Source organism: Cohnella sp. (assembly GCF_041641335.1).
In the GTDB taxonomy this organism is placed as follows: domain Bacteria; phylum Bacillota; class Bacilli; order Paenibacillales; family Paenibacillaceae; genus Cohnella.
In genome coordinates this window covers 1-22,900 of the sequence record NZ_JBEPYQ010000110.1, presented here as the reverse complement: position 1 = coordinate 22,900, position 22,900 = coordinate 1, and the positions used below count along the sequence as shown (strand labels likewise).

Sequence of the window (22,900 nt, the reverse complement as noted above, 5' to 3'; positions counted from 1 at the left end):
TCTTATTTTGATTATACCAAACACTTGTTCTTGTTTTGATTAAAATTTTCTAATAAATAGGAATTTTCACGATTTTTTCTGTGCTCAGGAACGCCTTTGTATCTCAAAATCGGCTTCCCTGAGTGAATGGCAGATAGGGGGGCGGGATGAAGAAGCGGGCGAGGACAGAAAAGAAATAGAGAGAATAGTAACTGTACATGACTCAGGTAAGGGTGAGAAGAGATAGGCTAGAAGACGGGGAGTAAGAATATGGAAGAGGACCGAGGATAGGCCAGAGTATGGGAGGGGGGAGGCACCGTAATCGGAAAAGGCAATCCGGGAGAGTCGGGATGCCAGAGCGTGATTGTATCTTTGCGCGCTGTTTATCCGACTCGGACGGAATGCGGTTAGTTAAGAGATGTGGGTCTCGACGGAAGGAAGGGCGTCGCCGCATTTTCCTTCGAGCAGGTCGATCAGGTGACGGATGGCGGGGCTGAGCCATTTTTTCTTGTGATGAACGATTTGCGTATAGAAGGTGATATCCGTATGCGTAAAGGGGAGAGTGACCAGCGTGCGCTCGATTAGTTCGCGGGTGACGGTGATCCGGGGGACGAGCGCGATCCCGAGACCGTAACTCACGCACTGCTTGATTGCTTCCAGACTGCCGAATTCGTGCAAGATTTGGTAGTTGATCCCATGCTGACCCAGCAAACGTTCCAATGCCGCCCGGTAAGTGCAGCCTTGCTCGGTTACGATTAGGTACTGGCCGTTCAGATCCGCGACGCCGACATGTTGCAAGGCGCTCAGGGGATGCTCGGGATGGGCGACGAGGACGAGAGGTTCCTGGCGGACGATGATCGATTCGATGTCTTCGTCGTCGATCGGCAGATCCATTAGAATGCCGACATCCAACTGGCCGGTGCGAATAGCTTGCAGGATGGAAGGTTCAGTAAGCTCGTTCACCTGCAGGTTGATCTCGGGGAAGCTTTGCAGGAAGCGATGAAACAGCGGAGGAAGCAGGAAGGCCATCAGCGACTCGATCGTTCCGATTTCCAGAATGCCCTTCGCCTGTCTGGCGATCGTCCGCTTGGAGTCGTCGTACAGCTCCAGAATGCGGGCGAAAGTTTCCCTCAGCTGCTCTCCGGCAGAAGTAAGCCGCATCGATCTGCCGTACCTCTCGAACAGGACGACTCCGTATTCTTGTTCCAGCTTCTGAATTTGCGCGGTTACGCTGGACTGCACGTAGCCGAGGTTTTCCGCCGCTTTGGTGAAGCTTTGACAGCGCGCGACTTCCAAAAAAGATTTCATGTAAATTAAATCCACGCTCATCAACTCCCCTTCGCGAACCGTTTGCTGTTATTTCGAAAAGTAATTCGCGGCAAACAGAATCGTCAGCAGTCCCACCCACTTTTTCCGCGAGGGGACGGCTTCGTTCTCGAACGCCTTGGCATGGAATTCTAACGCTCTCTCCAGCAGAATCCGATCGCTTTCCAATATTTTATATGCCGTGTATTCATGAAGCAACATCTTTCTCGCCTCCCAATTTTTGTTGATAATCATCATATCAGCGCTTGGGGAGAACGAGTTAGCGAGTTTTTTTCATACTTACGATCGGTTTTTTCGATGGAAACGCCATCATGGAGATTTCGACAAAACGCAAACAGCGCGGGCCTGATTGCTGTCCGCGCTGCCAGGTCGTATGCTGAGCGGGGATTAGCCCCGGAGCTTGCCCAATTCGGATACGAGGGCTTCGACTTCGCTGATGCTGAAGCGCTCCTTGGAATTGACCATGTCGTAGATGTCTTTCAAATCCTCGTATTTGTCGACCGAAAAGCCGGAGGCCTGCATCGCGGAGCCCGTAGCCATGCGCAGCTTTGACTTAATCGCCTCGATCATATATTCCACGTTTTCTTGCGTCGGTTGGTTCAGATCCATCGGTTTCTTCCTCTCTGGCGTATATAGGATGCTGATATTGTACCATAGGAAGGAGCGGTTCGCTCGATTGTGTACGAATGAGCGCAGGCACAAAAGTGGAATTCCGCTTGCCGGAGTGGTAACCTGAGAAAAAGAAGAACGGAAGATGGGAGAGAGTCTGATGACCGATCGCAAGCCGGAGGAAGCCGACCGGGTCGACGCCGCCGGATTGCAGGCTTTCGCAAGCCGAATCGTCTCCGATCATGCGAGACAGGAACTGATCTTCCTGTGCATCGGAACGGACCGGTCAACGGGCGACAGCCTGGGGCCGTGGGTCGGCACGCTGCTGGAGGAACGGGGCGTCCCCGGCGTGCTGGGCACGCTGAAGGATCCGTGCGACGCGAATACGCTGCCGCGGCTTGCGCGAACGCTGCCGGACGACGCGATCGTCATCGCGATCGACGCTTGTCTGGGGCGCCCGGAGAGCGTGGGCATGTTCCTGGCGAGGAAGGGCCCGCTCGTTCCGGCCCGCTCGGTGAACGGAAGCTTAGGCGCCGTGGGGACTTACAGCATCGCTGGAGTCGTAAACGAGATCAGCCTCAAGCCCTACTGGACGCTGCAATCCACGTCGCTGTACCGCGTTATGCGGATGGCCGAGGAGATCGCCGATGCTATCGCGAGCGCGGTGATGGGACAGGATGAACAACATTTTAATCCGAACGCAGAAAGGACAAGCTCATATGAATAAAAAACAGTTGTCTACCGGAATTGCGGTTGCTTACGAGGAAGCGGGCGCTGGAGAGCCGCTCGTTCTTCTCCACGGTTTTTGCGGAAGCCGCGGATATTGGGAGAAGACGCTCCCGCATCTCGCCGAGTTCGGTCGCGTCATCGCCCCCGACTTGAGGGGACACGGAAATTCCGATGCCGCGGGGGCGGAAGACCGCTACGCGATGGAGGAGTTGGCCGACGACGTGGCCGCCTTGATGGACGAGTTGAAACTGACAAAGATCAGCTTGTTCGGGCATTCCTTGGGCGGTTACGCGGCTTTGGCCTTCGCGGAGAAGTATCCGGAACGCCTAAGCACGCTGGGACTGGTGCACTCGACCGCTTTCCCGGATACCGAGCAAGCGAAGGAAAACCGGCTTAAGGCGGTTGAAGCGATCCGCTCGCAAGGGGTCGCCTCGTTCGTCGACGGCCTCGTACCGAAGCTGTTTGCCCCAAACCATCGGGAGAGCAGGCCGGAGTTGGTCGCGAAGGCGAAGGAAATCGGCTACGGAACGTCCGCGGAAGGAGCTATGGGCTGCGCGCTCGGAATGAGGGCGAGACCCGATCGCGTGTCCGTCCTGGAGCGGCTGAATCTGCCGATTCTGCTGCTTGCGGGGCAGTCGGACGAGGTCGTGCCGCCCGAGAAAAGATTCCCGGTATCCGGGGACAACGTGACGGCGATTACGCTGGAAGGCGTCGGCCATATGGGGATGATGGAAGATCCGCGGGCGACGGCCGCGCGCATCGGGGAGTTTTTGAAGCGGAATCGGGGGATTGACGGTGTTTGAGAGGGATTATTTGATTCGTCTGTTAACGCAAGCCGGCCTTATGCTGGGCAAAGCGGCGGGACTAAGGCAACAGCAAAAGCAGAGGGAGGCGCTCGATCTGATCGACGAGTTTCTCGGCCGGGAGTTAAGATTGCGTTCGCGGCTGGCGATGGGGCTGAGCGACGACGATCTGCTGTCGATGCTCTCGGTGACGGGAAGCCCGAATGCGGAATCGGTCGCCGTCGTTGCGGCGTTCTTGCAGCAGGAGGCGGATTTGCTGCACGATCTGGGGGAGACGGGGGAGAGCGTGCCGAGATACGCTAAGGCTCTCCGGTTAAGCCTGTTCATGCTGCGCCACGGCATGGAGATCGACGGTTGGGACGTTCGCGCCAGAGTGTCGGAGCTGCTGAAGGCGTTGGAGCCCTATGAGCTCGATGCGGAAACGAGAAGAGCGATGTGGCGATGGCATGAAGCGGAGGGCAGAATGGCGGAGGCGGAAAACGAGCTCTACGAGCTTGCGGACGCACAAGCCGTGACGAAGGCGGAAGGCGACGGTTTCTACGAGCGGCTGGCGGCTTGCGCGGACGACGTTCTTGAAGCCGGAGGCTTGGCGCGGGAAGAGCTGGAAGAAGGACGCCGACAGTGGGCGGCGTTGATGAAGGAGAAGGTGTCGTGAGCGGGAAAGTCGGGCAAGAGGAGTGGCTGGCGCTGCTGGAGAAGGTCGCGGAAGGGGAACGTCTGGTGCAGGCGGTATTCAGTTCCCCCAGGCGCAAGGACGGGACGATCGCCCGCAAAGCGACCGTAAGGCCCGTTCAACTCAAAAACGGACTGCGCTATCAGTTCGAACGGCTTGCGGAAAACAAGGCGTTTCACGAAAACGTGAGTGCGGACGAGTTGGCGGACAAGCTGGCGGCCGAGATGAACGGCTACAAGCAGGCGCTGATCCAAACTACGGAAGCCGACATTCAGGCGCTCGCGAACAAGAAGGGCGAGCTGACGCTGATCTCCAAGGCGAAGTCTCCGGACGAAGGGGGAAAAGGCGCGAAAGTGAAAGCAGTTCCCCAGCCGCACAATCGGGACAAGCGGTACGTTCTTCCGGAGGGAGAGCCGGTTCCGTTCCTGATCGCTCTAGGCGTTATGACGGCTGAAGGCAGAATCGTCAAAGCGAAGTACGATAAATTCCGGCAGATCAACCGTTTTCTCGAGATGGTGGCCGACGCGGCGCCCGAGCTGCCCAAGGACAAGCCGCTGCACATCGTGGACTTCGGCTGCGGAAAATCGTATTTGACCTTCGCGCTCTATCACTATTTGGCGATCAAGCTGGGGATGTCCGTCCGCATCTTCGGGCTGGACCTGAAGAAGGACGTTATCGCGGATTGCGCCAAGCTCGCCTCCGAGCTCGGCTGGAGCGATCTGACGTTCGCCGTAGGGGACATCTCGGATTTCGAGGAGCGGGAGTCGGTCGATATGGTCGTTACCCTGCATGCCTGCGACACGGCAACGGACGCCGCGCTGCTGAAGGCGATCGGGTGGGGGGCCAGCGTCATTCTGTCCGTTCCCTGCTGCCAGCACGAGCTGTTCCGCCAAATTTCCCAGCCGGTGCTGCAGCCTTTGCTGAAGCATGGCATTCTGAAGGAGCGGTTCGCGGCGCTCGCGACGGACGCGATCCGGGCGAATTTGCTGGAGCTTGCCGGCTACCGCACGCAGCTGCTCGAGTTCATCGATCTGGAGCACACGCCGAAAAATTTGCTGATCCGAGCGGTCAAAGCCCGCGGCAAGCAAGACGTCGAAAATCTCCGTTCCGAATACGAGCGTTTTCGGGACTTTTTGTCCGTTTCTCCGTTTATGGACAGGAAAATTTAAGTAATACGACTAAAGTCTCATAAAAATAAGTAAAAAAGTCCTTGAAAATATATAAAAAATATATAAAATAAAGGCTTTCGGTGGATATTCGGTTGTCGGAAAAAGCGGCGATATGGTAAAATCAAACATGCCTGCCGCATTTTTTTATTCAAGCCCCTTTATGAAAAGGTGAATGCCTTGGGAGTCCAATGGATTGATTTTATCCTTTTTCTGATGCTCTTTCTATTATTCGTCGGCGTGATTGCCGTTAATAGAATTACGACGACGCATAAAGTGTATTTGGCTTTTCATTTTGTCATGATGCTGTGGCCGCTTGGGCAGTTCGCGGTTAAGCTGACGGATTTCCCGGGCGTTCAGCTGTTTTTTATCAACTTATCCTTCGTAGCCATGGGGATGCTTGGTCCCGGCTGGTTATTCTTCGTCTTCTTCCTCACGAGCAAGTCGGCCCAGCTGAAGGGCGGACGCATTCTGCTGTACATTACTCCCGCGGCACTGTGCATCGCGGCCGCCATGTGGAACCCGAACAGGCTGTTCATGGCCCCGGTGGTCGACAGCTACACGGACCGGGACTACGGTCCTTTGTTTTGGCTGCTCGTGCTCGTCCAATTCGCCTATTTCTTCGTCGCTCTGTTGAATATGTTCCACGCTTTGAAGTCGGTAACGTCCGTAAACCAACGCAAGCAGCTTGCAACCGCTTTAATCGGAATGTTCGTGCTGACGGGACTCGGCCTGCTGGACGTATTCGTCAACGTGCTTCTCGTAGAGTGGCTGCCGGTCGTGCCGGGCTTGCTCGCGCTGGGCATTCTGCTCTCCGATCTGTGCTTCGTTATCGCAATCTATCGATTCGGCATGTTCGATATTTTGAGCATGGCGCAGCGGGATATTTTCGAGCATATGACGACCGGAGTCATCGTCGTGGACGAGAACGGCAAAGTGCTGGAAGTGAATCGGGGGGCGTCCCCTCTCGTGCAGGTGACGAAAGGCGAGACGTTCGAGATGGAGAAGTTCCTGGCTCCTCTGCAGGTGCAGGGGGAAGTCTACGAATTTCTGTACCGCTACAATCATCATCCCCACGAGAAGCTGCAGATGGAGTTCTCGCTTCAGGATTCGTCGGGCAGACACGTATCGATCCAAATCTCTCCCGTCCTGGACAGCCGCAAAACGCTGCTGGGAAGGATCATTACTTTCCACGACGTCTCGGAGCTGCGCAAGCTGGTCGTGGAGATGAATCGCAAGAACGAGGCGCTGCACGAGCGCAATCTGGAACTGATCACGATCCAGGAAGAGCTGTTCCGCGTCAATCAGAAGCTGGAGCAGATGGCCGTCACCGACGGGTTGACCGGCTGCTTTAACCGGAGATATCTGATGCAGCAGTTGGAGCATGAAGTGCTGCTGAACATGAGGTATCAAATTCCGTTCGCCATCTTCCTGTTCGATATCGACCATTTCAAGCAAATCAACGACAAATACGGTCATCTTGTCGGCGATGAGGTGCTGCGCAGCACGGCCGAAATCGTTCGTTCCATGCTGCGGAGAACGGATATTCTGGCGAGGTACGGAGGAGAAGAGTTCACCGTGTACCTGCCGCATACGAACCGGGAGCAAGCGGAGCTGCTGGCGGAGAGAATCATGCTCGCCGTCGGAGAGAACCAGGTGGAAGCCGGCGCGGACAAGGTCGGCGTCACGATCAGCATGGGCGTGCTGTCCGAGTCCAGCGAGAGCTTGAAGTTCAACGATCCGAAGGAATATTTGCGAGAGGTGTTCTCCAGCGCGGACTCCGCTCTGTACAAAGCCAAGAACGAGGGAAGAAACCGCGTCGTCATGGCTCGCTGACGGGCTGGCGCCCCGGCGGATCGGCAAAAAAACATATGACGAAAAGATGCCGAATATGGTACAATCGTTCCATTAGAAGACGGATTTGGATAAAGGCAAACTTGCTGAAAAGCAAGGACGCAAAGCTACAGGGTCTAATGTCCCGAGGACGATGACAGCCTGGCTGCCGATAGTCCCTACATGGATGATTCAGGCGAAACGGGCTGCTCCCATAGAGGGGTTGCCTGTTTTTTTTCGTATAGAAGTCAAGCAGTCAGGAAGGTGGTTGGGCGGAGATGGCGCATACCGGAGACAACAGAGCCGCATTATCCGATCTGGACAAAGATTTGCTTCCCTTAAACGTGCTGTTGCACTGCCGGACCGTCGTGGAAGGGAAAAATTTCGTGACGACGGGCGTTATGACCCACGTGGAGGGAGAATTGTTCGAGGTTGAGCTTCCGGAATTCGAACAGTTCGAGCTAGGGGAAACGGTAAAGATGACCGTGTATTCGCCCGCGGGAATACAATCGATGTCCTCGATTGTATTCGCCAAGTACGAAGGAGCGATTGCGCTCTTGCAGCCTCCCGAGCTGCAAAAGCGATTCAAGGAAAGAAGGGAACAGCCGCGGGTCGAGATCGAAGGGAAGGTCCAGATCGTCCGAGTGCTGGGCAGTTCCGGAGAGGATCGGGAGATCGGCGATTCCGACGGCCTCACGATTCATGATATCAGCATATCCGGGATCAGTTTCTCGGGTCTGGACGCGCCGCATTTCGCGACGAAGTCGAGGCTCAGGGCGACGGTTGAGATCGGAATCTCGTTCGACTGCGAGCTGGAGATCGTGCGCCGCGAGCGGCAGGAGAACCGGATGCATTGCGGGGCCAAGATGCACGTTCTCGAACCGGAGATGCTGCGTCCTCTGCGCGCGCTTATTTTGCGCCATCAGGTGCAGAAGAACGCGAATACGCGCCGTAGTCTGAGCAAGAAACGTTAAGGGAGAACGGAATACGGGATATTCGAGGAAATCTGCGAATATGGACGAGGCGATGGGAGGGTGTCCGTTTAGCCGTTTGCGACTCCGGCATAGATTGGGGGTAAACGGCAAGAAGGAGGGATATCCTTAATGGCCATTCGCTATCCGAAGCCCCCGAAAAGGGATTCCAAGCGATCCAAAGTGTTGAAGACGAATACGGTTCCCGCACAAATTGCGCGCACCGGCAACAGCGGCCAGACGTTTAGCCGGCTTACGGTCGTATGGGTGCAGAGCACCGGCGTTCCTTTCGACACGACGGGCTTTTTTGCCCGGGTTTTCCGCGGCGGGCAACTGGTCGACGCGGCCAACTTCGACCGGTTCGGAGTCGTTCGCTTTAATAACATTCGCACTTTGACCAATGTCGCCTATACGCTGCGCGTCTTTAACAATAATGGGGTTCTGTTTCGTACCCGCACGATTCCGGCAGGAGTGCAGACGTTCGCGATTATCGGCTGATCGGAATGGAAGGCCGGGCCGAGGAAATGAAGCAGGGTTGGGCTCAGCCGAAATCGGCGGCGCCCAACCCATTTCTTTATCCGCCGAACGCTTCCCGGAAAGCTTTTGTCAGCTTCGTCCGATCGACGTTCCACAGCTCGGCAATGTCGCCGCTGACTTCCTCTTCCCACCAATCGGCCAGCTTTTTGCGATTGCTCTTGTTTTCCGAGATCCACATCAGGTTGCCGATTACCCGCTTGAAGTACAGCTCCTCGGCTTCCCGGACGAGCGGGGCGGGGACGTGCTGCTTCAGCCTTTTGACGGTCCGGTACAGCTCGTTCGAGCATGCCCGGCGAATGCCGCGCGGCGTAGGCAGCGGGGAGGAGTGCTTTTCCTGGAACATTTTCATCGGGTACACCTGCCTCTCTTCCATACCCTATGCGGGGGAGGAAGGGGAGGTCACCGCGAGTTACTGAATAACGAGATAGCCGACCATCGGCCCGCCGGTTTTCGGATCGGCGTGCGTCTGGCAGACGATGGAGTAGATGCCGGCTTCCTTCGGGGTGAAGCTGACGACGGTCGTCTTGCCTTTGCTGATGTTGCCCTTGATGTCGAGGCCTTCGATTACGAACGGATGGGACTGGCCGTTGATGCCGGTAATCCGGAGCTCGACGGGGACGCCTTTTTTGGCGACGACCGTGCCCGGGTAGAACAGGTACGTTTCCAGCTTCTTGCCGTTGTCTCCTTGAGCCGTGAATTCGCCCGTCGTCAGATGCAGGACTTGCTTGGTCGCTACGCCGCCCGCAGGAGCCAAGGCGGGTTTCGATTGCTGCCAGCCGATATAGGCGCCGGCCAGAATAACGACGGCCGCGATGACCGCGTACAGCTGGATTTTCTTACGGTTAAGAATGACGATTTTATTCATTCCGCTCTCTCCTCTTCAACTTTGTCCACCTAATCGAAGTCTATGCGTAGGCCCGTCCTCTCATGACAAGCCTGCAACGATTTTGCCCGAGCTCCGTATAACTGGAAGGAAGCCGCGAGCCTGTGCTAGAATGAAGACGGCTGACGGAGGGGCAGAAGGTCTCTATCAATGGGGAAAAAGGCAGGTTGTAAACGATGATGGATACGCTGCACGAATGGTTGTCGCAATTGTTGGCCTGGGTCGAGAGTTTAGGGTACTGGGGCATTATTATCGGATTGGCGATCGAAGTCATTCCGAGCGAAATCGTATTGGGGTACGCGGGATATCTCGTCTATCAGGACATTATCTCTTTCCCGGTTGCCGTTATTTGCGGGACGATCGGCGCCATTTTGCAGCAGTGGCTGCTCTATGCGATCGGCCGCTACGGGGGAAGGCCGTTTCTGGACAAGTTCGGCAAGTACTTGCACTTGAAGGCCAAGCATATCGATCTTGCGGAAAAATGGTTCGAGAAATACGGGCCTATGATCGTGTTTACGGGCCGTTTCGTGCCGGTCATGCGCCAAGCGGTTTCTATTCCGGCTGGAATGGCCAGAATGAATCTGTGGCAATTTACCTGGCTAACTGCGCTCGCTTCCGTTCCTTGGTCCATATTGTTCGTATGGCTGGGTTTCTCGCTCGGAGATAAGTGGGAATCGGTTGCGGATGAGGCGGCGCCTCTGATTCGCTGGATATTGATTGCCGCGCTGGGGCTGCTTGTGGTTTACTTCCTCGTCCAATATTTGCGCAAGAGAGGCAAAAGCATCTAAAATAAAGACAACGCGGTACGAGAGAGGAGCTTGGACGAATGAGCCAGCTGATCGCCAGCAAATTACATAAGGGATTGTCTCCCGACCAATTTATCGAGGGAATGACGAAAAACCGGGAGACGTTCGAATCTTGGCTGAACCGGTTCGAATGGCATACGGAGGAGCTCGAGGAGTTTTACGATTCGCTGAACAACCGGGACGACTTGCGCTGCATGATTTTGGCCGCGGACTGGTGCGGAGACGTCGTGCGCAACGTGCCGGTCGTGTTCAAGGCGATGGAGAAGGCGGGCATCCCGACGGAAGTGCTGATCATGGAGGAGAATCTCGATTTGATGGACCAGCATCTGACGATGGGCGGGCGCGCCATTCCGGTCGTTCTGTTCATCGATACCGGGGGTCATCTGCTCGGCAAGTGGGGCGCCCGTCCGAAATACGTGCAAGAGGTCATGACCGCGTTCAAGGCGGAAAACCCCGATCGCGAAGCGCCGGACTACCAGGAGAAGCTCACCGAGGCGAGAAAGGAAATCGGACGTCGTTACGGGGAAGACAACGCGTATCAGAAAGTCATTTTGGAAGAAATCCGCGACATTCTGTCCGGAGTGTGAGGACGCCGCACGATGCTGACTTTTCAAAGATTCGCGCTTGGAGCGCTGCAGACGAACGCTTACGTTGTCGTTAACGAAGACAGAACCCGCGCGGTGGTCATCGACCCCGGAACGGCGGACGGCGCGCTGATGCGCAAGCTGGACGGCCTGAAGGTCGAGGCGATTCTACTGACGCACGCCCATTTCGACCATATCGGCGGAGTGGACCATCTGCGCAAGAAATACAACTGCCCCGTCTATCTGCATCCCGCCGAGCAAGACTGGCTGACCGACGCGGGGAAAAACGGCTCGGCGCGCTGGGCCGACGTCACTCCGCCGATCGTGACGGAGCCGGCCGAACACGGCTTGGGGGACGGCCAGGAGTTGGAGCTGATCGGCGAGACGTTCAAGGTGAAGCATACGCCGGGACATTCGCCGGGAAGCGTCGGCTTACTCGTCGGCGATCTGCTGTTTGCGGGCGACGCGTTGTTCCGCCGCTCTGTCGGACGGACGGATTTGCCCGGCGGCAACCAGGAGCAGCTATCCCGTTCGATCAGGGAGAAGCTGTACGTGCTGCCCGACGATACGCTCGTCCTGCCGGGTCACGGACCGGAGACGACGATCGGGGAAGAGCGGCGAGAGAACCCGTACGTACGCTAGGGCGTGTATGCATACACGCCCTAGATGGGAAGTTTGTTAGAAATTGTTATAAAAGGTCTTTACAAGTGGGCTTGGGATTTGTTATATTGAGCCTAGTCAAGTCCAGCAAGTCTATATAGAACGTGAACTTACGCTGCGAAGAACGCATGCGATGGAGGTAACCCTCTATCCTTGCGTTCTTTTTTATTTTCCGAAGAGAGGGTGTTGGCATGAACAGGAGAAAGCAAGCCGCGATCAGCCTGACTGCGGCGGTGCTGTCGGGAGCGCTCGTCTACGGCGTGTATTTGCTGCAGCTCAGGCAGATCGAGCTTCAGGAGATGACGGAAGTCGTCGTTCCGAAACAATTTATCGCGACGGGCACTCGCCTGGAGGAGGCGCATCTGACGACGATGGCGATGCCGCGATCCGCGCTGTCGTCGGAGATGATGACCGACGTATCGGAAGCGCTGGGGTTGGAGACGTCGATGCCGCTCGGCGGCCGAGAGCCGCTGCTGCGCTGGAAGGTCGACAAGTATCGACTGCTGCCCAAGGCCGGGCAGTCGACGTTCCAGATTCCGCGGGAGTACGTCAAGTCGATCTCCAGCGGCATACGGGCAGGCGACGAGGCGGTCGTGTACTTGTCGGGCTCGGAGGCCGAACCGCGCAGGCTGTTTCCCGAGGCCGTATCGGTCGCGGGGGTGAAGACGGCCGCGAATCTGGAAATCGACAATCCGAAAAACTCGAATCTGATGTCGATGGCCAGCGGTGACAAGGAGGGCATGTACGCTTCCCGGCGCGACGCCAACGGGACGATCGACGCGATCAATTTGAATTTGACGGAGGCGCAGTGGTTGGCGCTCGACGCCGCCTGCAAGGACGGAACGGTCAAGCTGGTCATCGCGTTCCAGGCGTCGTCGATTCGGGAAGAGGATCGCCCATGAGCGGCAGATTGGCGGCATTCGCGGGCTCGACTCCGAATATCGGCACGTCTCTGACGGCGTTCGGAACCGCTTATCGCATCGCGGCGCTGACCGGCCGCAAGGTCGGCTTCCTCTGCCTGAACCTGAAGAGCGCCAAGACGCACTTGTATCTGGGCGTCGACAAGCCGGACGTCACGCTGGACGGAGTGCGGCCGGAGCTCAGGGCGGGAACGCTGACCGGCGACAAGCTGAGTCGTTACGCCTTCCGACCGTCCAAGCCGGGCGGACTGCACGTCCTGTTCGGCAACTTGTCGCGGGAGCAGGCGGAGTATTACGAGCCGGAAGATATGAAGCAACTGCTGGCGGCGTCCCGCGAGGCGTTCGATCTGACGATCGCCGACGTCAGCGCTTATTGGGACAACGCGGCGACGATCTGCGCCATGCGCGAAGCGGACGAGCGTTTTCTTGTCACGACGGGCAGCCTCAGCCATTTTCAGGAGTACGTCCATCGCTGGACCGGTCAAGTCGGTCCGCAATTCGGAATGAGCCCGGAGCAATTTCAACTGGTGCTGCTCCAGGGCAATCATCGATCGACAGGGGGAGGATTCGGAATGAAGGAAATTCGCAAAGAAACCGGATGCACGGAGTTTACCGAACTGAAGCTGCTGGAGAGCGTGCATCTGCAATTGGACAGCGGCAGGTTGGACGAATGGCTGGCTTCGGAAGAGAAGCACGCCGCCGCTTTCGACGCGGTCGCCGAGCCGCTGATCGGCCGGCTGAACTGGTCGGACCGGCTGCAGAAGACGAATAGGCCGTGGATGCGCAGATTGCTCATGCACAGAAGGAGAAGAACGTGAGCGTGGAGCTTCGGACGGGAAGCAGCCGCTTCTCGCCCGCCGCTTACGCTGCCCAATTGCAGACCTCCAATACGGTCCCGGCGGCCGTTTCGCTCGACGACAGGGATTCTTCCGCAGGCTTGAATCAGCTGAGGGCTTATACAGAGGAAGTGCGGCAGATGCTGTCGACGCCCAGAGGCTGGAGCGAGGAAGAGCGCAGGCAATACGCGGAGAAGCTGAACCGGGCGATTATCGGTTTTCCGCAGGAGCGGGCGGAAATGCTGGCGATCATCTCCGACTGGATTATCCGCAAGCGGCTGCAGCACGTCCAGTTCGGCAGCCTGCCTTATCCGACGCTGGCGGAGGCGTTGTTCGCCGAAGTCATCGGGATGAATGTCCTGGAGCTGGTGCTTCGCGATCGCGAGGGGCTGGAGGAGGTGCAGGTGGTCGGCATGCGCATCTTCGAGGTACGGGACGGCCGGGCGGCGGCTTCACCTTACCGGTTTCGGGAGGTAAGCGAGGTAGAGAGAATTCAGCAGAATCTGGTGCTGTTCAACAACGACAGGATCAATCCTCGCAAGCGCTGGGCGGAAGTGCTGCTGCTAGACGGCTCCCGCGTCACGCTGACGGGCTTCGGCTTTACCGCGCAGCCGACGCTGACGATTCGGCTCTATACGGTGAAGAAGTTCAGCCTGGATACGCTCTGCCGGGCCGAATACCGCACGATGGACGAACGGGTCAAGGCATTGCTGCTCGTAATCGTACGGAGCCGCTTCAATATGGTCGTGATCGGGGCTACGAATACGGGCAAGACACACCTGATCAAAGCTCTGATCTCGGCCATGCCGGACGAGGAGCGGATCGTGACGATCGAAGGAAGGTACGAGCTGATGCTGGGACGGGATTTCCCGGAGAAAAACGTCGTGGAATACGAGGCCGAGGAGGACGATCCGCTGCACGGTCCCCGTCAGGCGTTTAAGCTGGCGCTCAGGCAATCCCCGCAGCGGATCTGCCATGCGGAGATTCGCGACGAGGACGCGAACATTTACGTTCGCGCCTGCACGCGGGGGCACGAGGGGAGCATTACGTCCGTTCATGCCAGCGGTCTGGAGGACGTGCCAGATACGATCACCGATATGTGCATGTTGGATGGGAGGGGAATGAATCCGATGACGATGACCCGAAGAATCGCCGAACATGTCACGCATATCGGATTCGAGATGAGAATGATCGGCGGCGTGCGCAGGCTGGCCAGGGTCGGCGAGTTCGAATGGCGGGACGGAGAAGTGCATGTCCGCGATCTCGTTCGCTATGAGGAAAGCGAGGATCGTTGGGTCTTCCCCGACGGCTTCTCTCCGAAGGCGCTTCGCAAAATTCAGCGAGCAGATCCGGAAGGCTATCGGCTGATTGCGGAAGGCGGGCCGAGGGGGGAGACATCTTGTTAAAGCTAGCCGTCCTTGGTCTTGCCGCTTTGTTGTTCCTGCTCTTGGCGACCAGCGTATATTTCGGCTTGTCGGCTTGGTGGAGCGGCCAGTCGCGCAAGCGGCGATTGCGGGGAAGCCGCGGAGGAGGCAGAGGAAGCGAAGAGTTGCTGCCGCCGCGATGGAATCGATGGAGCAGGCCGCATCGCCACGTGTCCGACTTGCTGCTGGCACTGGGTTGGCGAATGAAGCCGGCAGGGTTCGTCGTCTGCTCTCTGGGCATGGGGCTGCTCGGAATCGTTGTCGGGGCCGTCGTATTCCAGTCCGTTCGCTCTGTGCTGACTTTGCTGTTCATGCTGAGCTGCACGCCCTATCTCGCCTTAAGAATGTCGCTGATGAACCGCCAGATGTCGACGCGCCTGGAATTTCTCCCCGCGGTCGAGCTGTTCTATCAGAGCTATCTCGTTACCGGGTGCCGTCATATCCGGATCGCTCTGCAGAAGACGGTGGAGGAGCGCCGGCTGCCGGGGGAGGTACAGGCGGTGTTCGACCAGCTCTACCGCAACCTCTCGGTCAAAGGAGACGACGAAGGCAGCTTGCGCCGATTCTCGCTGTCGTTCGGCAACATGTGGGCGGAATACTTCGGCAACATTCTGAAGATCGCCTTGGAGGAAGGCAATAACGTCTCGGACAATCTCCAGGAACTGATCTCCGATATGCGCAAAGCCCAGCTCGCCAACCAGGTGGAAAGGCATCGGATGCTCGAAATCCGCTTGGCGAATTATACGCCGGTGCTGTTTCTCGGCATTTTCATGGGCGTGAACTTCAAGCTCAATCCGACGGGAAGCTACGAATACTACATCGTCGACGCCGGAGGGAGGGAAATGCTGCTTAACGCGGTGATGCTGCTGTTCGGTTCGTTCATGATGGGGCTTTACCTGTCCAGAAGGAAGCTATAAAAGGCAGTTCATGCACGGTAAGAAAAGGGGGAGGCGGGATGTCGGAGTTCATGAAGTCGCTGACGTTCGGATTAAGCTGGCTGCTGCAATTTTCGCTTGTGTTCGGCGGCATCTATGCGGCGGCCAGAGTTATTTTCGCGCCGCGGAATCGTTGGCGCATTCATCTGAAAGGTTGGCGCAAGCGCCGCGCTCCCCGCTGGTGGTACAAAATTTGGCGGACGGACCGGGAAAGCGTCGCCCTGCAAGAGAGGAGAGTGCTGCTCTCGGGCTGCGGCATCCGATATTCGCCGGAATCCTATCTGGCGCTGCGCCGCTGCCTGATGACCGCGTTCCCCGCTGCCGGGCTGGCGCTGTACGCGCTGCAGGCGAGCAAGGCGATGTCCTCGCTTACGGCTTGGAACGCGATCTTCGTACTTGCGGTCGCGACGGTTCTCTTATCGCTCGATCGTTCGGCGCTGCACTCGATCCGCCGTTACCGGACGGACCGGATTCGCCGGGAGATCGTGGCCGTGATCAGCCAACTGCTGTATTACACGGGTTCCAGAATGCACCTCCACGGCAAACTGATGAAATGCTTGTCCCTGACCCGCCACATCCGCAACGAGATGGGGCTGCTGCTGAACGAATGGTATCATGACGCGGACGCTGCCCTTAAGCGGTTCAAGGAACGCCTCGGCACGGACGAAGCCTATGGTTTCGCGGAGACCATTCGGTCGCTCCGGCTGAACGAAAGCGAAGAAATCTACGCTTTAATGAGAGAAATCGTACGAGATTATAAAGCGCAGATCGAGCTGTCCAGGCAGAGCCGCAAGGAGACGACTTCCTACTTGCTGTTCGTGCTCGCGGGGGTTCCCATTTTGTACACGTTCCAAGTGTTTCTGTACCCGTGGGTGCAGGAAGCGGCCAAGCTGTTCGATGCTCTGAATCCATAGAAGGGAGGGTACCGTTATGAGAAACATTCTGATTACGGTCATGATGCTGATCGTTGTCGCGCTTATGTTCAATTCGATTATCGCCCAAGACAATACAGGGACGAAAGCCCGGATCGAGACGCACGGAGACACGGCCAATACGACACTCGGCAATATGCAGCCTTAAGCCATGCGGATCAAAACCCGATAGTCGACTTTCGGAAAGGAGCTTCGAGATGAGACAGTTGCTCATGACGATGCTGTTGATTGTTACGGTCGTGCTGCTGTATGCGTCGTTCGCGCAAGGAGAAAACGGAGCGAACGCGAAAATAACCGATTCCGGCAGCCGGATGGCAGATCGGCTGTCCCGCATCAGCCCATGAAACAGCTGCTCGTATTCGTGCTGTTCGCCGCTTTGTTTTGCTGGCTGATGTTCTCTCCTATTTATAAGCATGTGCTTGTCATCCGTCAGGCGCTGCTGCAGCAGGAAGTCGATTACATGCTGGAGATCGGAGCGAGCGGCAGGTACGGCTATATTGACGGCTGGATGGTCGAGGAGTCTCGCGTCCGGCTGGCGCAATACGGCTTTGCCCCGGCGCTGTTGGAGTATGAGATCCATACCGCCTCGGGGGCGGACGGAGGCGAATCGGCGAACCCGCTGCTCAGAGGCACCGGCCTGCGCCTGCGCATCGCGTATCCGTACGAAAACCTGCTCGATATCGACCGGTTGATCGGTCTATCCCCGCCATCGGAATACGCCCGCATATCCGGCAGGGGAATGAAAATGAGCGAATACGTTCCCGATTGACCGTCGAGCGGAGCGGCTGCGGAAGGAGTGGACCTGGGGATGGCCAAGCTAATATTCAGCGTGCTGATGATCATTTTTTGGTGGATGCTCCATGCGTTGCAGATCGACGAAGAGGCGGCTATGCGGGTCGTTCACGAAGCGAAGCGCGCGATCGACCGCGCGGCGCACGCCGCTGCCCAGCAGGTCGATCGGGAGAAGCTGGAAATGGGAATCGTATCGATCGATCCGGATGTCGCCGGGCAGACGGCTTTGTCGTATTTGAGCTACAACTTGTCGTTGGATGCAGGTCTCGAGCCTCTGCCCGGGAGCTTCCTCCGCGATCCGGTCCAGATGATTGCGTTCGAGATTATTAATGAGGACTCGAGCTTTCCTTATACTTATCGCAATCCTCAGTACGATTACGAGGTGACGTTGGATCGCCCGGGAGTCGTGCTGATCGCGCATGTCAAATATCCGCGATTATTCGGCGTGCTGGCTCCGGTCGAATGGGAGCTGAAGGGAGCGGCTGAGCTGGTGTTTTAGCGAGGGGCGTCAGCAGAGCAGCGCTCGCCGGGAGCGCGCCGAATCTGATAGGCGACCGATCGCGTCTCGATTGACGGTCGATCCCATCTTTGCTCTAATGGAGGGAGTGGAAGATGACTTCGATTACAAGGAGATGCGCACGATGAGCACGGTTCCGCCGAACGGAGAATGGTCCGATCGCGTCCATAGATTGCAGGTTAAGCTCTCGGCCGCCGGTATGGCCGGCTGCCTGATCACGCAAAATGTCGGTATTTATTATTTTACGGGTTCGATGCAGGCCGGGTACGTTTTCGTCCCGGCTGCCGGAGAGCCGACCTATTACGTAAGAAGAAGCCTGGTAAGGGCATTGGAGGAGTCGCGGATCAGAACGGCGGAGCTGCTGTCGTTCCGCGGGTTCGGCGAACAGCTGCGGTCGGACTATCCGCAGAGCTTTGCGGGAACGGAGGAGGGACAGCCTCCACTTATCGGCTCGGATCTCGACGTGATGCCCGCCCAGCTTTACTTGAAGCTCGGGGAGGTTATCCCCGCGGCCCGCATCGTCGATTCGTCGGCGATGCTCAGATCCGTCCGCAGCGTGAAGTCCGAATACGAGATCGGCCGCATCTCCAATGCCGCCGAAGTCGTCGCCGCCGCTCTGGACGAAGGCCTGGCGGAGCTGAAGCCGGGAATGACCGAGCTGGAGCTGATGGCGGTCATCGAGCATGGCATTCGCAGAAGAGGCCATATCGGTTTGCTGCGCATGCGCGGATACAACCAGGAAATTATGACCGGCATCGTCTCCGCCGGCGAAGCCGCGGCCGAGCCGTCCTATTTCGACGGCCCGGCCGGAGGACGCGGATTGTCGCCGGCTTCGCCGAAGAGCGTCAGCCTCCGCCCGATCGGCCGTAACGAACCGATCTTGCTGGACCTGGGCTGCTGCATCGACGGCTACGTGATCGACCAGACGCGCACGGCGGTCATCGGAACGCTGAGTCCGGAGCTTGAAGCGGCCTACCGGGTAACGGAAGAGATCATTCGCGACGCGGAGCGGCTTCTTCGCCCCGGCACGACGCCCGAACAGATTTATGTCCAAGCGCTCGAAACGGCGGATAAAGCCGGATTGGCCGGGCATTTCATGGGCTTCGGCAAGGATCAGGTGAAGTTTCTCGGCCACGGCATCGGCCTGGAAATCGACGAATGGCCCGTGCTCGCCAGAGGCTTCCGCGATCCGCTCGAGCCGGGCATGACGCTGGCCGTGGAGCCCAAGTTCACGTTTCCGGGACAGGGCGTCGTCGGCATCGAGAATACGTATCTCGTCACGGAGAATGGCTCTCGGGCACTTACAAAATCACCGGAAAAACTGTATGAGTTATAACCCTTTCGGAATGTAGTGGGCTCCTTCTTCATTGGTTCAACCTATATCGAAATCGGGAAACTGCCGGGAACCGCGAAGGTTTTCGGTTTTTTTATTTTAGGTGAACGAAATTATCCCCTCGTTCGTATAAGCTGCGATAGACGAGAAACTCTACTACGAACTTGAGGAGGCGGGAGCGAAGCGATATGGTTCGATCGGGCAAAAACTCCCGCGCGGGACGGATAACGGATGCGGAGCTGGCAAACCTTCTGCGAGAGCATTACGCTTTCGTGTTTCACTATTTGCTGAAGATTACGATGGATCGTTCGGTCGCCGAAGATATGACCCAGGAGACGATGATCAGGGCGATCGAGAAAATCGACCGGTACGACGGAAGCTCCAAATTTTCCACATGGCTTATCACGATCGGTACGAGACTATTTCTGGACGCCGTTCGCAGAAGGAAGCTGGAAACCGCCATTTTGAAGGAAGAAGCCCGCATGTCCGCTTTTCAATGGGAAACGGTGTCCCGGGGCGCCGAATGGACGGAACTGATGGCGTGTTTGGAGAAGATGGGACGGGAAGAAAGGATGCCGCTCGTGCTCAAGCATTACTATGGATTCACCTATGAGGAAATCGGAGAGATGATGGCTCTTCCAGCAGGGACGGTTAAATCGAGGATTCATCATAGCATTCGAAAAATTCGAGAGGAGTGGGGAGACGATGACGAGACCCGGCAGGGAAAACGAGGATAAGATCAAGCAGGCTCTCAAACAGGCATGGGACGATCTTGAAACGGCTTATCCGATCGCTCCAGCCCAACCCGAAGTTTGGAGCGCGCTTGTGCGGGAACGGCGGAAAAACGCCAGAAGAAAGTTATGGCGCGATCTGATCGTATTGTGGTCGGTCGCTCTTCCGGTCATTACGGGAATGCTGCTGCTGGGAAGGGACTTCTCAGAACTTTCCGTCATTTTCTGGAAATTCCAGGCTCTCTCCTCCGGAATAGGCATCCTAGTGCTCCTTAGCGAGATAAGAAAGAAACGGAACAAGGAGCCGACCGCTTATGAATGATGTGGGGCAAATGGAGTGGCTGCTGTGGCTGGGAATTGGAATGCTGCTGTTCGCGCAGAGTACGGGATTGTTCCTGCATGCCCGGTCGCGGGGGAGGAAAGCTTGGTTTTGGGGGCTATGGGGATTGACGAATTTTCCTTCGCCGTTGTTGACCTATTTGATCTTGCAAACTTGGAATGCGCGTAAACAGAAACGACAGACGAAATCCACGGGAGATCATCCTGAAGGAGAGACGAAAGATGGATAAGGCCCAGCTTGTGCAAATTTTGATTCCGGTCGCCGTCATTCAGGTGTTTCTAATGACAACTGCGCTCGTGTTTTTATTTCGCGCCCATACCGTCCGAGGGAACAAATGGATGTGGGCCGCGATTATCGTTATTATAAATATTTTGGGGCCGATCCTGTTTTTCGCCTTCGGCAGGAAGGATACGTGATGAACAACATTCTGGTCGCTGATAATCTGTCGCGAAGCTTCGGCCGAACGGAAGCGGTTAAAGAGGCCAGCTTCGCGATCGGGGAGAAACGCTGTATCGCGCTGCTCGGACCTAACGGAGCCGGTAAGACGACGACTCTCTCCATTCTCGCGGGCCTGCTGGAGCCGTCGTCCGGCAAGCTCAAGGCAAGCGGAGAGCTACCTGGCGATCGCAGACGATGGATGGGATTTCTGCCGCAGCATCCGTCTTTTTTCGGATGGATGACGGGGCGCGAAACGATGCTGACCGCCGGTCGCCTTTGCGGCTTGTCCGCAACTGAAGCGGCTCGTCGAAGTGAAGAGCTTCTGGAAGCCGCCGGGTTAAAGGATGCGGCTCATCGGCGCGTAGCGGGGTATTCCGGCGGCATGAAGCAAAGATTGGGTCTTGCGCAGGCGGTTATTCATAGTCCCCGTCTGTTACTGTTGGACGAGCCCGTGTCAGCGCTGGACCCGATCGGCAGACGGGACGTGCTTGAAATGCTGGCCGACTGGAAACAAAAAATGACGGTCGTGCTGTCGACTCATGTACTTCATGATGCCGAACAGATCTGCGACGAATTGATCTTGATGAACAAAGGGCGAGTCGTCGTGCAAGATGGCATGGAACAGCTTCGTCGAGCCGCGGGCAAGCCATTCTTAAGAATCGTCGCGGAACGGAGCGAGAACGCGAGCCGATGGATCGCCGGTTTGCGAGATTTGCCCGAAGCGACGAGCGTCGAAGATGAAGAATGCCAATGCCGGATCGAGACGGATCATTTGGATGCTTTGCGCGATAAGGTGCTCAGGAGCGCTTTGGAGCAAGGAGTTAAGCTGACAACGTTCGAAGTCGGAAGAAAGTCGCTGGAGCATTGGTTCATGGAGGCGGTACGATCATGAGGCAATACGGGGTATTGCTAGTCAAGGAGCTGCGGGAGGCGTTGCGCACAGGCAAATTGATCTGGCTGCCGGCGGTCTTCGTCCTGCTCGGCCTTATTCAGCCGATCAGCGCCAAATTCATGCCGGACATCATCGCCGCCGCGGGCAATCTGCCGGAAGGCGCTGTGATTCAAATCCCGATTCCGAGGCCCGGAGAAGTTTTGGGGCAGGTATTAGGCCAATTCGGAATGATCGGGATGCTCGCGATCTGTCTGGCATACATGGGGACCATATCCGGCGAAAAGAGGAACGGAACGGCTGCTTGGATTTTGGTGAAACCGGTCGCACCGTTGGCCTATGTCGCTTCCAAATGGACGGCATTGTGTTTGATCGTCGGCTTTTCTTTCGCATTGGGCTATGGCGCTGCCTGGTATTATACCGATCTATTGATCGGGAGGGCTGACGCGGCAATGGTCGTCGGCTCGGGATTCCTTTACTATGCTTGGCTCGTATTCGTAGGGACGATTACTATCGCGGCCAGCGCCTGGATTCGTTCTCCTGCCGGAGCCGCTTTCTCCGCTTTCGGGTTAGCGCTCGTTCTGCAGCTTGTCCGAGGATTGTTCGAGAACAAGCTTTCATGGCTCCCATCCGAACTGAACAGCTCTGCAATTGTCGGATTAACTGCGGGTGAAAGTTCATCGTGGACGACTGCGGCTTTCGTGACGGCTATAGGTGTTTTGGCGCTAATGACGGTTGCGGTTAAAGGAGCGAACGCAGCAAGGCCTTAGATTTTCTCCTCTCCGGAATGACAGTGTTTGCATAAGGTTATGCTTTTCTAGTAGGATAGTAGTATTCCGGGAGAGTAGGGGAGGAGAATCGGCATGCTGCAGCTGGGGGAAAGAATCGTCATCGTGGATGACCGGTTTGAGCAGAATTTGCCTGTGGGCGAATACGGCTACATTATCGCCTATGATCGTAATAACGACAGCGCATTCGATTATATTATTCGCGTGCCTAAAGCCAATAGACAATTTTACGTGCCGGATTCGGACATCGAGCTGGAGCGAACGCTGCTTGAGCTGGAAGCCGATCGGATCGAGAAGGAAGCGTTGATCGACTTCGCCTTGGTAACCCGCAACGAAGAACTGTTCAAGCGGATTATGAACGGCGATCAAGCGGACGAACAGCCGGCGGACGACTCTGGCAAGGAAGTGCTCAGCCGCGAGGAGTTCATACGCCAAGTGAACCTGAAGGCTTGGATCTGATCGGAAA

General features: G+C 56.8%; 32 protein-coding genes and 1 riboswitch. Of the genes, 27 read left to right on the top strand and 5 right to left on the bottom strand.

The window, feature by feature from the left end:
* Nucleotides 1–390: 390 nt before the first annotated feature.
* From ACESLM_RS26495 to ACESLM_RS26485, 3 genes are all read right to left on the bottom strand, one after another.
* On the bottom strand, nt 391–1,287 hold the full coding sequence (locus tag ACESLM_RS26495) for a LysR family transcriptional regulator (RefSeq protein WP_372636581.1): 897 nt from the start codon (nt 1,285–1,287) through the stop codon (nt 391–393).
* Nucleotides 1,288–1,335: 48 nt separating this feature from the next.
* Nucleotides 1,336–1,506 carry a hypothetical protein gene (locus ACESLM_RS26490; RefSeq protein ID WP_158223997.1) on the bottom strand — a complete coding sequence of 57 codons (171 nt, stop codon included), beginning with the start codon at nt 1,504–1,506 and terminating at the stop codon, nt 1,336–1,338.
* Between the two features lie 186 nt (nt 1,507–1,692).
* Nucleotides 1,693–1,914: a DUF1128 domain-containing protein gene (locus ACESLM_RS26485; protein ID WP_094050984.1), complete on the bottom strand. Its 222-nt coding sequence runs from the start codon at nt 1,912–1,914 to the stop codon at nt 1,693–1,695.
* Nucleotides 1,915–2,074: 160 nt separating this feature from the next.
* On the opposite strand from ACESLM_RS26485, the gene yyaC reads away from it, so the two are divergent.
* From yyaC to ACESLM_RS26450, 7 genes are all read left to right on the top strand, one after another.
* Nucleotides 2,075–2,641 carry a spore protease YyaC gene (gene yyaC, locus ACESLM_RS26480; protein WP_372636578.1) on the top strand — a complete coding sequence of 189 codons (567 nt, stop codon included), beginning with the start codon at nt 2,075–2,077 and terminating at the stop codon, nt 2,639–2,641.
* The gene (locus ACESLM_RS26475) at nt 2,634–3,446 is read left to right on the top strand and encodes an alpha/beta fold hydrolase (protein ID WP_372636575.1); all 813 of its coding nucleotides are present in this window, start codon (nt 2,634–2,636) and stop codon (nt 3,444–3,446) included. Before yyaC ends, ACESLM_RS26475 begins: the two co-directional genes overlap by 8 nt.
* Nucleotides 3,439–4,101 carry a DUF6483 family protein gene (locus ACESLM_RS26470; RefSeq protein ID WP_372636572.1) on the top strand — a complete coding sequence of 221 codons (663 nt, stop codon included), beginning with the start codon at nt 3,439–3,441 and terminating at the stop codon, nt 4,099–4,101. Before ACESLM_RS26475 ends, ACESLM_RS26470 begins: the two co-directional genes overlap by 8 nt.
* Complete coding sequence (locus tag ACESLM_RS26465; RefSeq protein ID WP_372636570.1) at nt 4,098–5,288, top strand: class I SAM-dependent methyltransferase; 1,191 nt, start codon at nt 4,098–4,100, stop codon at nt 5,286–5,288. The genes ACESLM_RS26470 and ACESLM_RS26465 overlap by 4 nt, the downstream gene beginning before the upstream one ends.
* A gap of 177 nt (nt 5,289–5,465) precedes the next feature.
* Complete coding sequence (locus tag ACESLM_RS26460; protein ID WP_372636567.1) at nt 5,466–7,121, top strand: histidine kinase N-terminal 7TM domain-containing diguanylate cyclase; 1,656 nt, start codon at nt 5,466–5,468, stop codon at nt 7,119–7,121.
* Between the two features lie 84 nt (nt 7,122–7,205).
* Nucleotides 7,206–7,292: riboswitch (cyclic di-GMP riboswitch) on the top strand.
* A gap of 104 nt (nt 7,293–7,396) precedes the next feature.
* Complete coding sequence (locus tag ACESLM_RS26455) at nt 7,397–8,092, top strand: PilZ domain-containing protein (protein WP_372636564.1); 696 nt, start codon at nt 7,397–7,399, stop codon at nt 8,090–8,092.
* Nucleotides 8,093–8,221: 129 nt separating this feature from the next.
* The gene (locus ACESLM_RS26450) at nt 8,222–8,587 is read left to right on the top strand and encodes a hypothetical protein (RefSeq protein WP_372636561.1); all 366 of its coding nucleotides are present in this window, start codon (nt 8,222–8,224) and stop codon (nt 8,585–8,587) included.
* A gap of 76 nt (nt 8,588–8,663) precedes the next feature.
* Here the strand turns inward: ACESLM_RS26450 and ACESLM_RS26445 are convergent, their stop codons facing one another.
* Both ACESLM_RS26445 and ACESLM_RS26440 read right to left on the bottom strand, forming a co-directional pair.
* Nucleotides 8,664–8,975: a dehydrogenase gene (locus ACESLM_RS26445; RefSeq protein ID WP_372636559.1), complete on the bottom strand. Its 312-nt coding sequence runs from the start codon at nt 8,973–8,975 to the stop codon at nt 8,664–8,666.
* 60 nt (nt 8,976–9,035) lie between these two features.
* On the bottom strand, nt 9,036–9,491 hold the full coding sequence (locus ACESLM_RS26440) for a cupredoxin domain-containing protein (RefSeq protein ID WP_372636556.1): 456 nt from the start codon (nt 9,489–9,491) through the stop codon (nt 9,036–9,038).
* 194 nt (nt 9,492–9,685) lie between these two features.
* Between ACESLM_RS26440 and uptA the strand changes: the two genes are divergently transcribed.
* The 20 genes from uptA to ACESLM_RS26340 all read left to right on the top strand — a co-directional run bounded on the left by uptA (nt 9,686) and on the right by ACESLM_RS26340 (nt 22,893).
* Complete coding sequence (gene uptA / locus ACESLM_RS26435; protein ID WP_372636553.1) at nt 9,686–10,297, top strand: undecaprenyl phosphate transporter UptA; 612 nt, start codon at nt 9,686–9,688, stop codon at nt 10,295–10,297.
* A 38-nt stretch (nt 10,298–10,335) separates the two neighbouring features.
* A complete protein-coding gene (locus ACESLM_RS26430; RefSeq protein ID WP_372636550.1) occupies nt 10,336–10,902 on the top strand; it encodes a thioredoxin family protein in 567 nt (188 codons plus the stop codon).
* A gap of 12 nt (nt 10,903–10,914) precedes the next feature.
* A complete protein-coding gene (locus ACESLM_RS26425) occupies nt 10,915–11,541 on the top strand; it encodes an MBL fold metallo-hydrolase (RefSeq protein ID WP_372636548.1) in 627 nt (208 codons plus the stop codon).
* A gap of 209 nt (nt 11,542–11,750) precedes the next feature.
* Entirely contained in the window at nt 11,751–12,461 is a 711-nt protein-coding gene (locus ACESLM_RS26420) for a CpaB family protein (RefSeq protein ID WP_372636545.1), read from the top strand.
* The gene (locus ACESLM_RS26415) at nt 12,458–13,297 is read left to right on the top strand and encodes a CpaE/TadZ family protein (protein ID WP_372636542.1); all 840 of its coding nucleotides are present in this window, start codon (nt 12,458–12,460) and stop codon (nt 13,295–13,297) included. Before ACESLM_RS26420 ends, ACESLM_RS26415 begins: the two co-directional genes overlap by 4 nt.
* Entirely contained in the window at nt 13,294–14,721 is a 1,428-nt protein-coding gene (locus tag ACESLM_RS26410; RefSeq protein WP_372636539.1) for an ATPase, T2SS/T4P/T4SS family, read from the top strand. The genes ACESLM_RS26415 and ACESLM_RS26410 overlap by 4 nt, the downstream gene beginning before the upstream one ends.
* Nucleotides 14,715–15,656: a hypothetical protein gene (locus tag ACESLM_RS26405; RefSeq protein ID WP_372636536.1), complete on the top strand. Its 942-nt coding sequence runs from the start codon at nt 14,715–14,717 to the stop codon at nt 15,654–15,656. Before ACESLM_RS26410 ends, ACESLM_RS26405 begins: the two co-directional genes overlap by 7 nt.
* A 38-nt stretch (nt 15,657–15,694) precedes the next feature.
* Nucleotides 15,695–16,588 carry a hypothetical protein gene (locus ACESLM_RS26400; protein WP_372636533.1) on the top strand — a complete coding sequence of 298 codons (894 nt, stop codon included), beginning with the start codon at nt 15,695–15,697 and terminating at the stop codon, nt 16,586–16,588.
* 16 nt (nt 16,589–16,604) lie between these two features.
* On the top strand, nt 16,605–16,754 hold the full coding sequence (locus ACESLM_RS26395; protein WP_181918100.1) for a hypothetical protein: 150 nt from the start codon (nt 16,605–16,607) through the stop codon (nt 16,752–16,754).
* A 49-nt stretch (nt 16,755–16,803) separates the two neighbouring features.
* A complete protein-coding gene (locus ACESLM_RS26390) occupies nt 16,804–16,950 on the top strand; it encodes a hypothetical protein (protein ID WP_372636530.1) in 147 nt (48 codons plus the stop codon).
* Entirely contained in the window at nt 16,947–17,375 is a 429-nt protein-coding gene (locus ACESLM_RS26385; RefSeq protein WP_372636527.1) for a hypothetical protein, read from the top strand. The genes ACESLM_RS26390 and ACESLM_RS26385 overlap by 4 nt, the downstream gene beginning before the upstream one ends.
* Before the next feature lie 39 nt (nt 17,376–17,414).
* Nucleotides 17,415–17,897: a hypothetical protein gene (locus ACESLM_RS26380; RefSeq protein WP_372636524.1), complete on the top strand. Its 483-nt coding sequence runs from the start codon at nt 17,415–17,417 to the stop codon at nt 17,895–17,897.
* A 142-nt stretch (nt 17,898–18,039) separates the two neighbouring features.
* The gene (locus tag ACESLM_RS26375) at nt 18,040–19,251 is read left to right on the top strand and encodes a M24 family metallopeptidase (protein WP_372636522.1); all 1,212 of its coding nucleotides are present in this window, start codon (nt 18,040–18,042) and stop codon (nt 19,249–19,251) included.
* Nucleotides 19,252–19,436: 185 nt separating this feature from the next.
* Nucleotides 19,437–19,985: an RNA polymerase sigma factor SigY gene (sigY, locus tag ACESLM_RS26370; RefSeq protein ID WP_372636520.1), complete on the top strand. Its 549-nt coding sequence runs from the start codon at nt 19,437–19,439 to the stop codon at nt 19,983–19,985.
* Nucleotides 19,954–20,301 (top strand): YxlC family protein, encoded by a 348-nt coding sequence (locus ACESLM_RS26365; RefSeq protein ID WP_372636518.1) that lies wholly within the window; start codon nt 19,954–19,956, stop codon nt 20,299–20,301. The genes sigY and ACESLM_RS26365 overlap by 32 nt, the downstream gene beginning before the upstream one ends.
* A complete protein-coding gene (locus ACESLM_RS26360; RefSeq protein ID WP_372636515.1) occupies nt 20,294–20,548 on the top strand; it encodes a hypothetical protein in 255 nt (84 codons plus the stop codon). Before ACESLM_RS26365 ends, ACESLM_RS26360 begins: the two co-directional genes overlap by 8 nt.
* Nucleotides 20,541–20,735, top strand: a complete 195-nt coding sequence (locus ACESLM_RS26355; protein ID WP_372636512.1) for a PLD nuclease N-terminal domain-containing protein — start codon at nt 20,541–20,543, stop codon at nt 20,733–20,735. Before ACESLM_RS26360 ends, ACESLM_RS26355 begins: the two co-directional genes overlap by 8 nt.
* Nucleotides 20,735–21,649: an ABC transporter ATP-binding protein gene (locus ACESLM_RS26350; RefSeq protein WP_372636510.1), complete on the top strand. Its 915-nt coding sequence runs from the start codon at nt 20,735–20,737 to the stop codon at nt 21,647–21,649. The genes ACESLM_RS26355 and ACESLM_RS26350 overlap by 1 nt, the downstream gene beginning before the upstream one ends.
* Entirely contained in the window at nt 21,646–22,416 is a 771-nt protein-coding gene (locus tag ACESLM_RS26345; RefSeq protein WP_372636508.1) for an ABC transporter permease, read from the top strand. Before ACESLM_RS26350 ends, ACESLM_RS26345 begins: the two co-directional genes overlap by 4 nt.
* Nucleotides 22,417–22,509: 93 nt before the next feature.
* The gene (locus ACESLM_RS26340) at nt 22,510–22,893 is read left to right on the top strand and encodes an ATPase (RefSeq protein ID WP_094050960.1); all 384 of its coding nucleotides are present in this window, start codon (nt 22,510–22,512) and stop codon (nt 22,891–22,893) included.
* Nucleotides 22,894–22,900 lie beyond the last annotated feature (7 nt).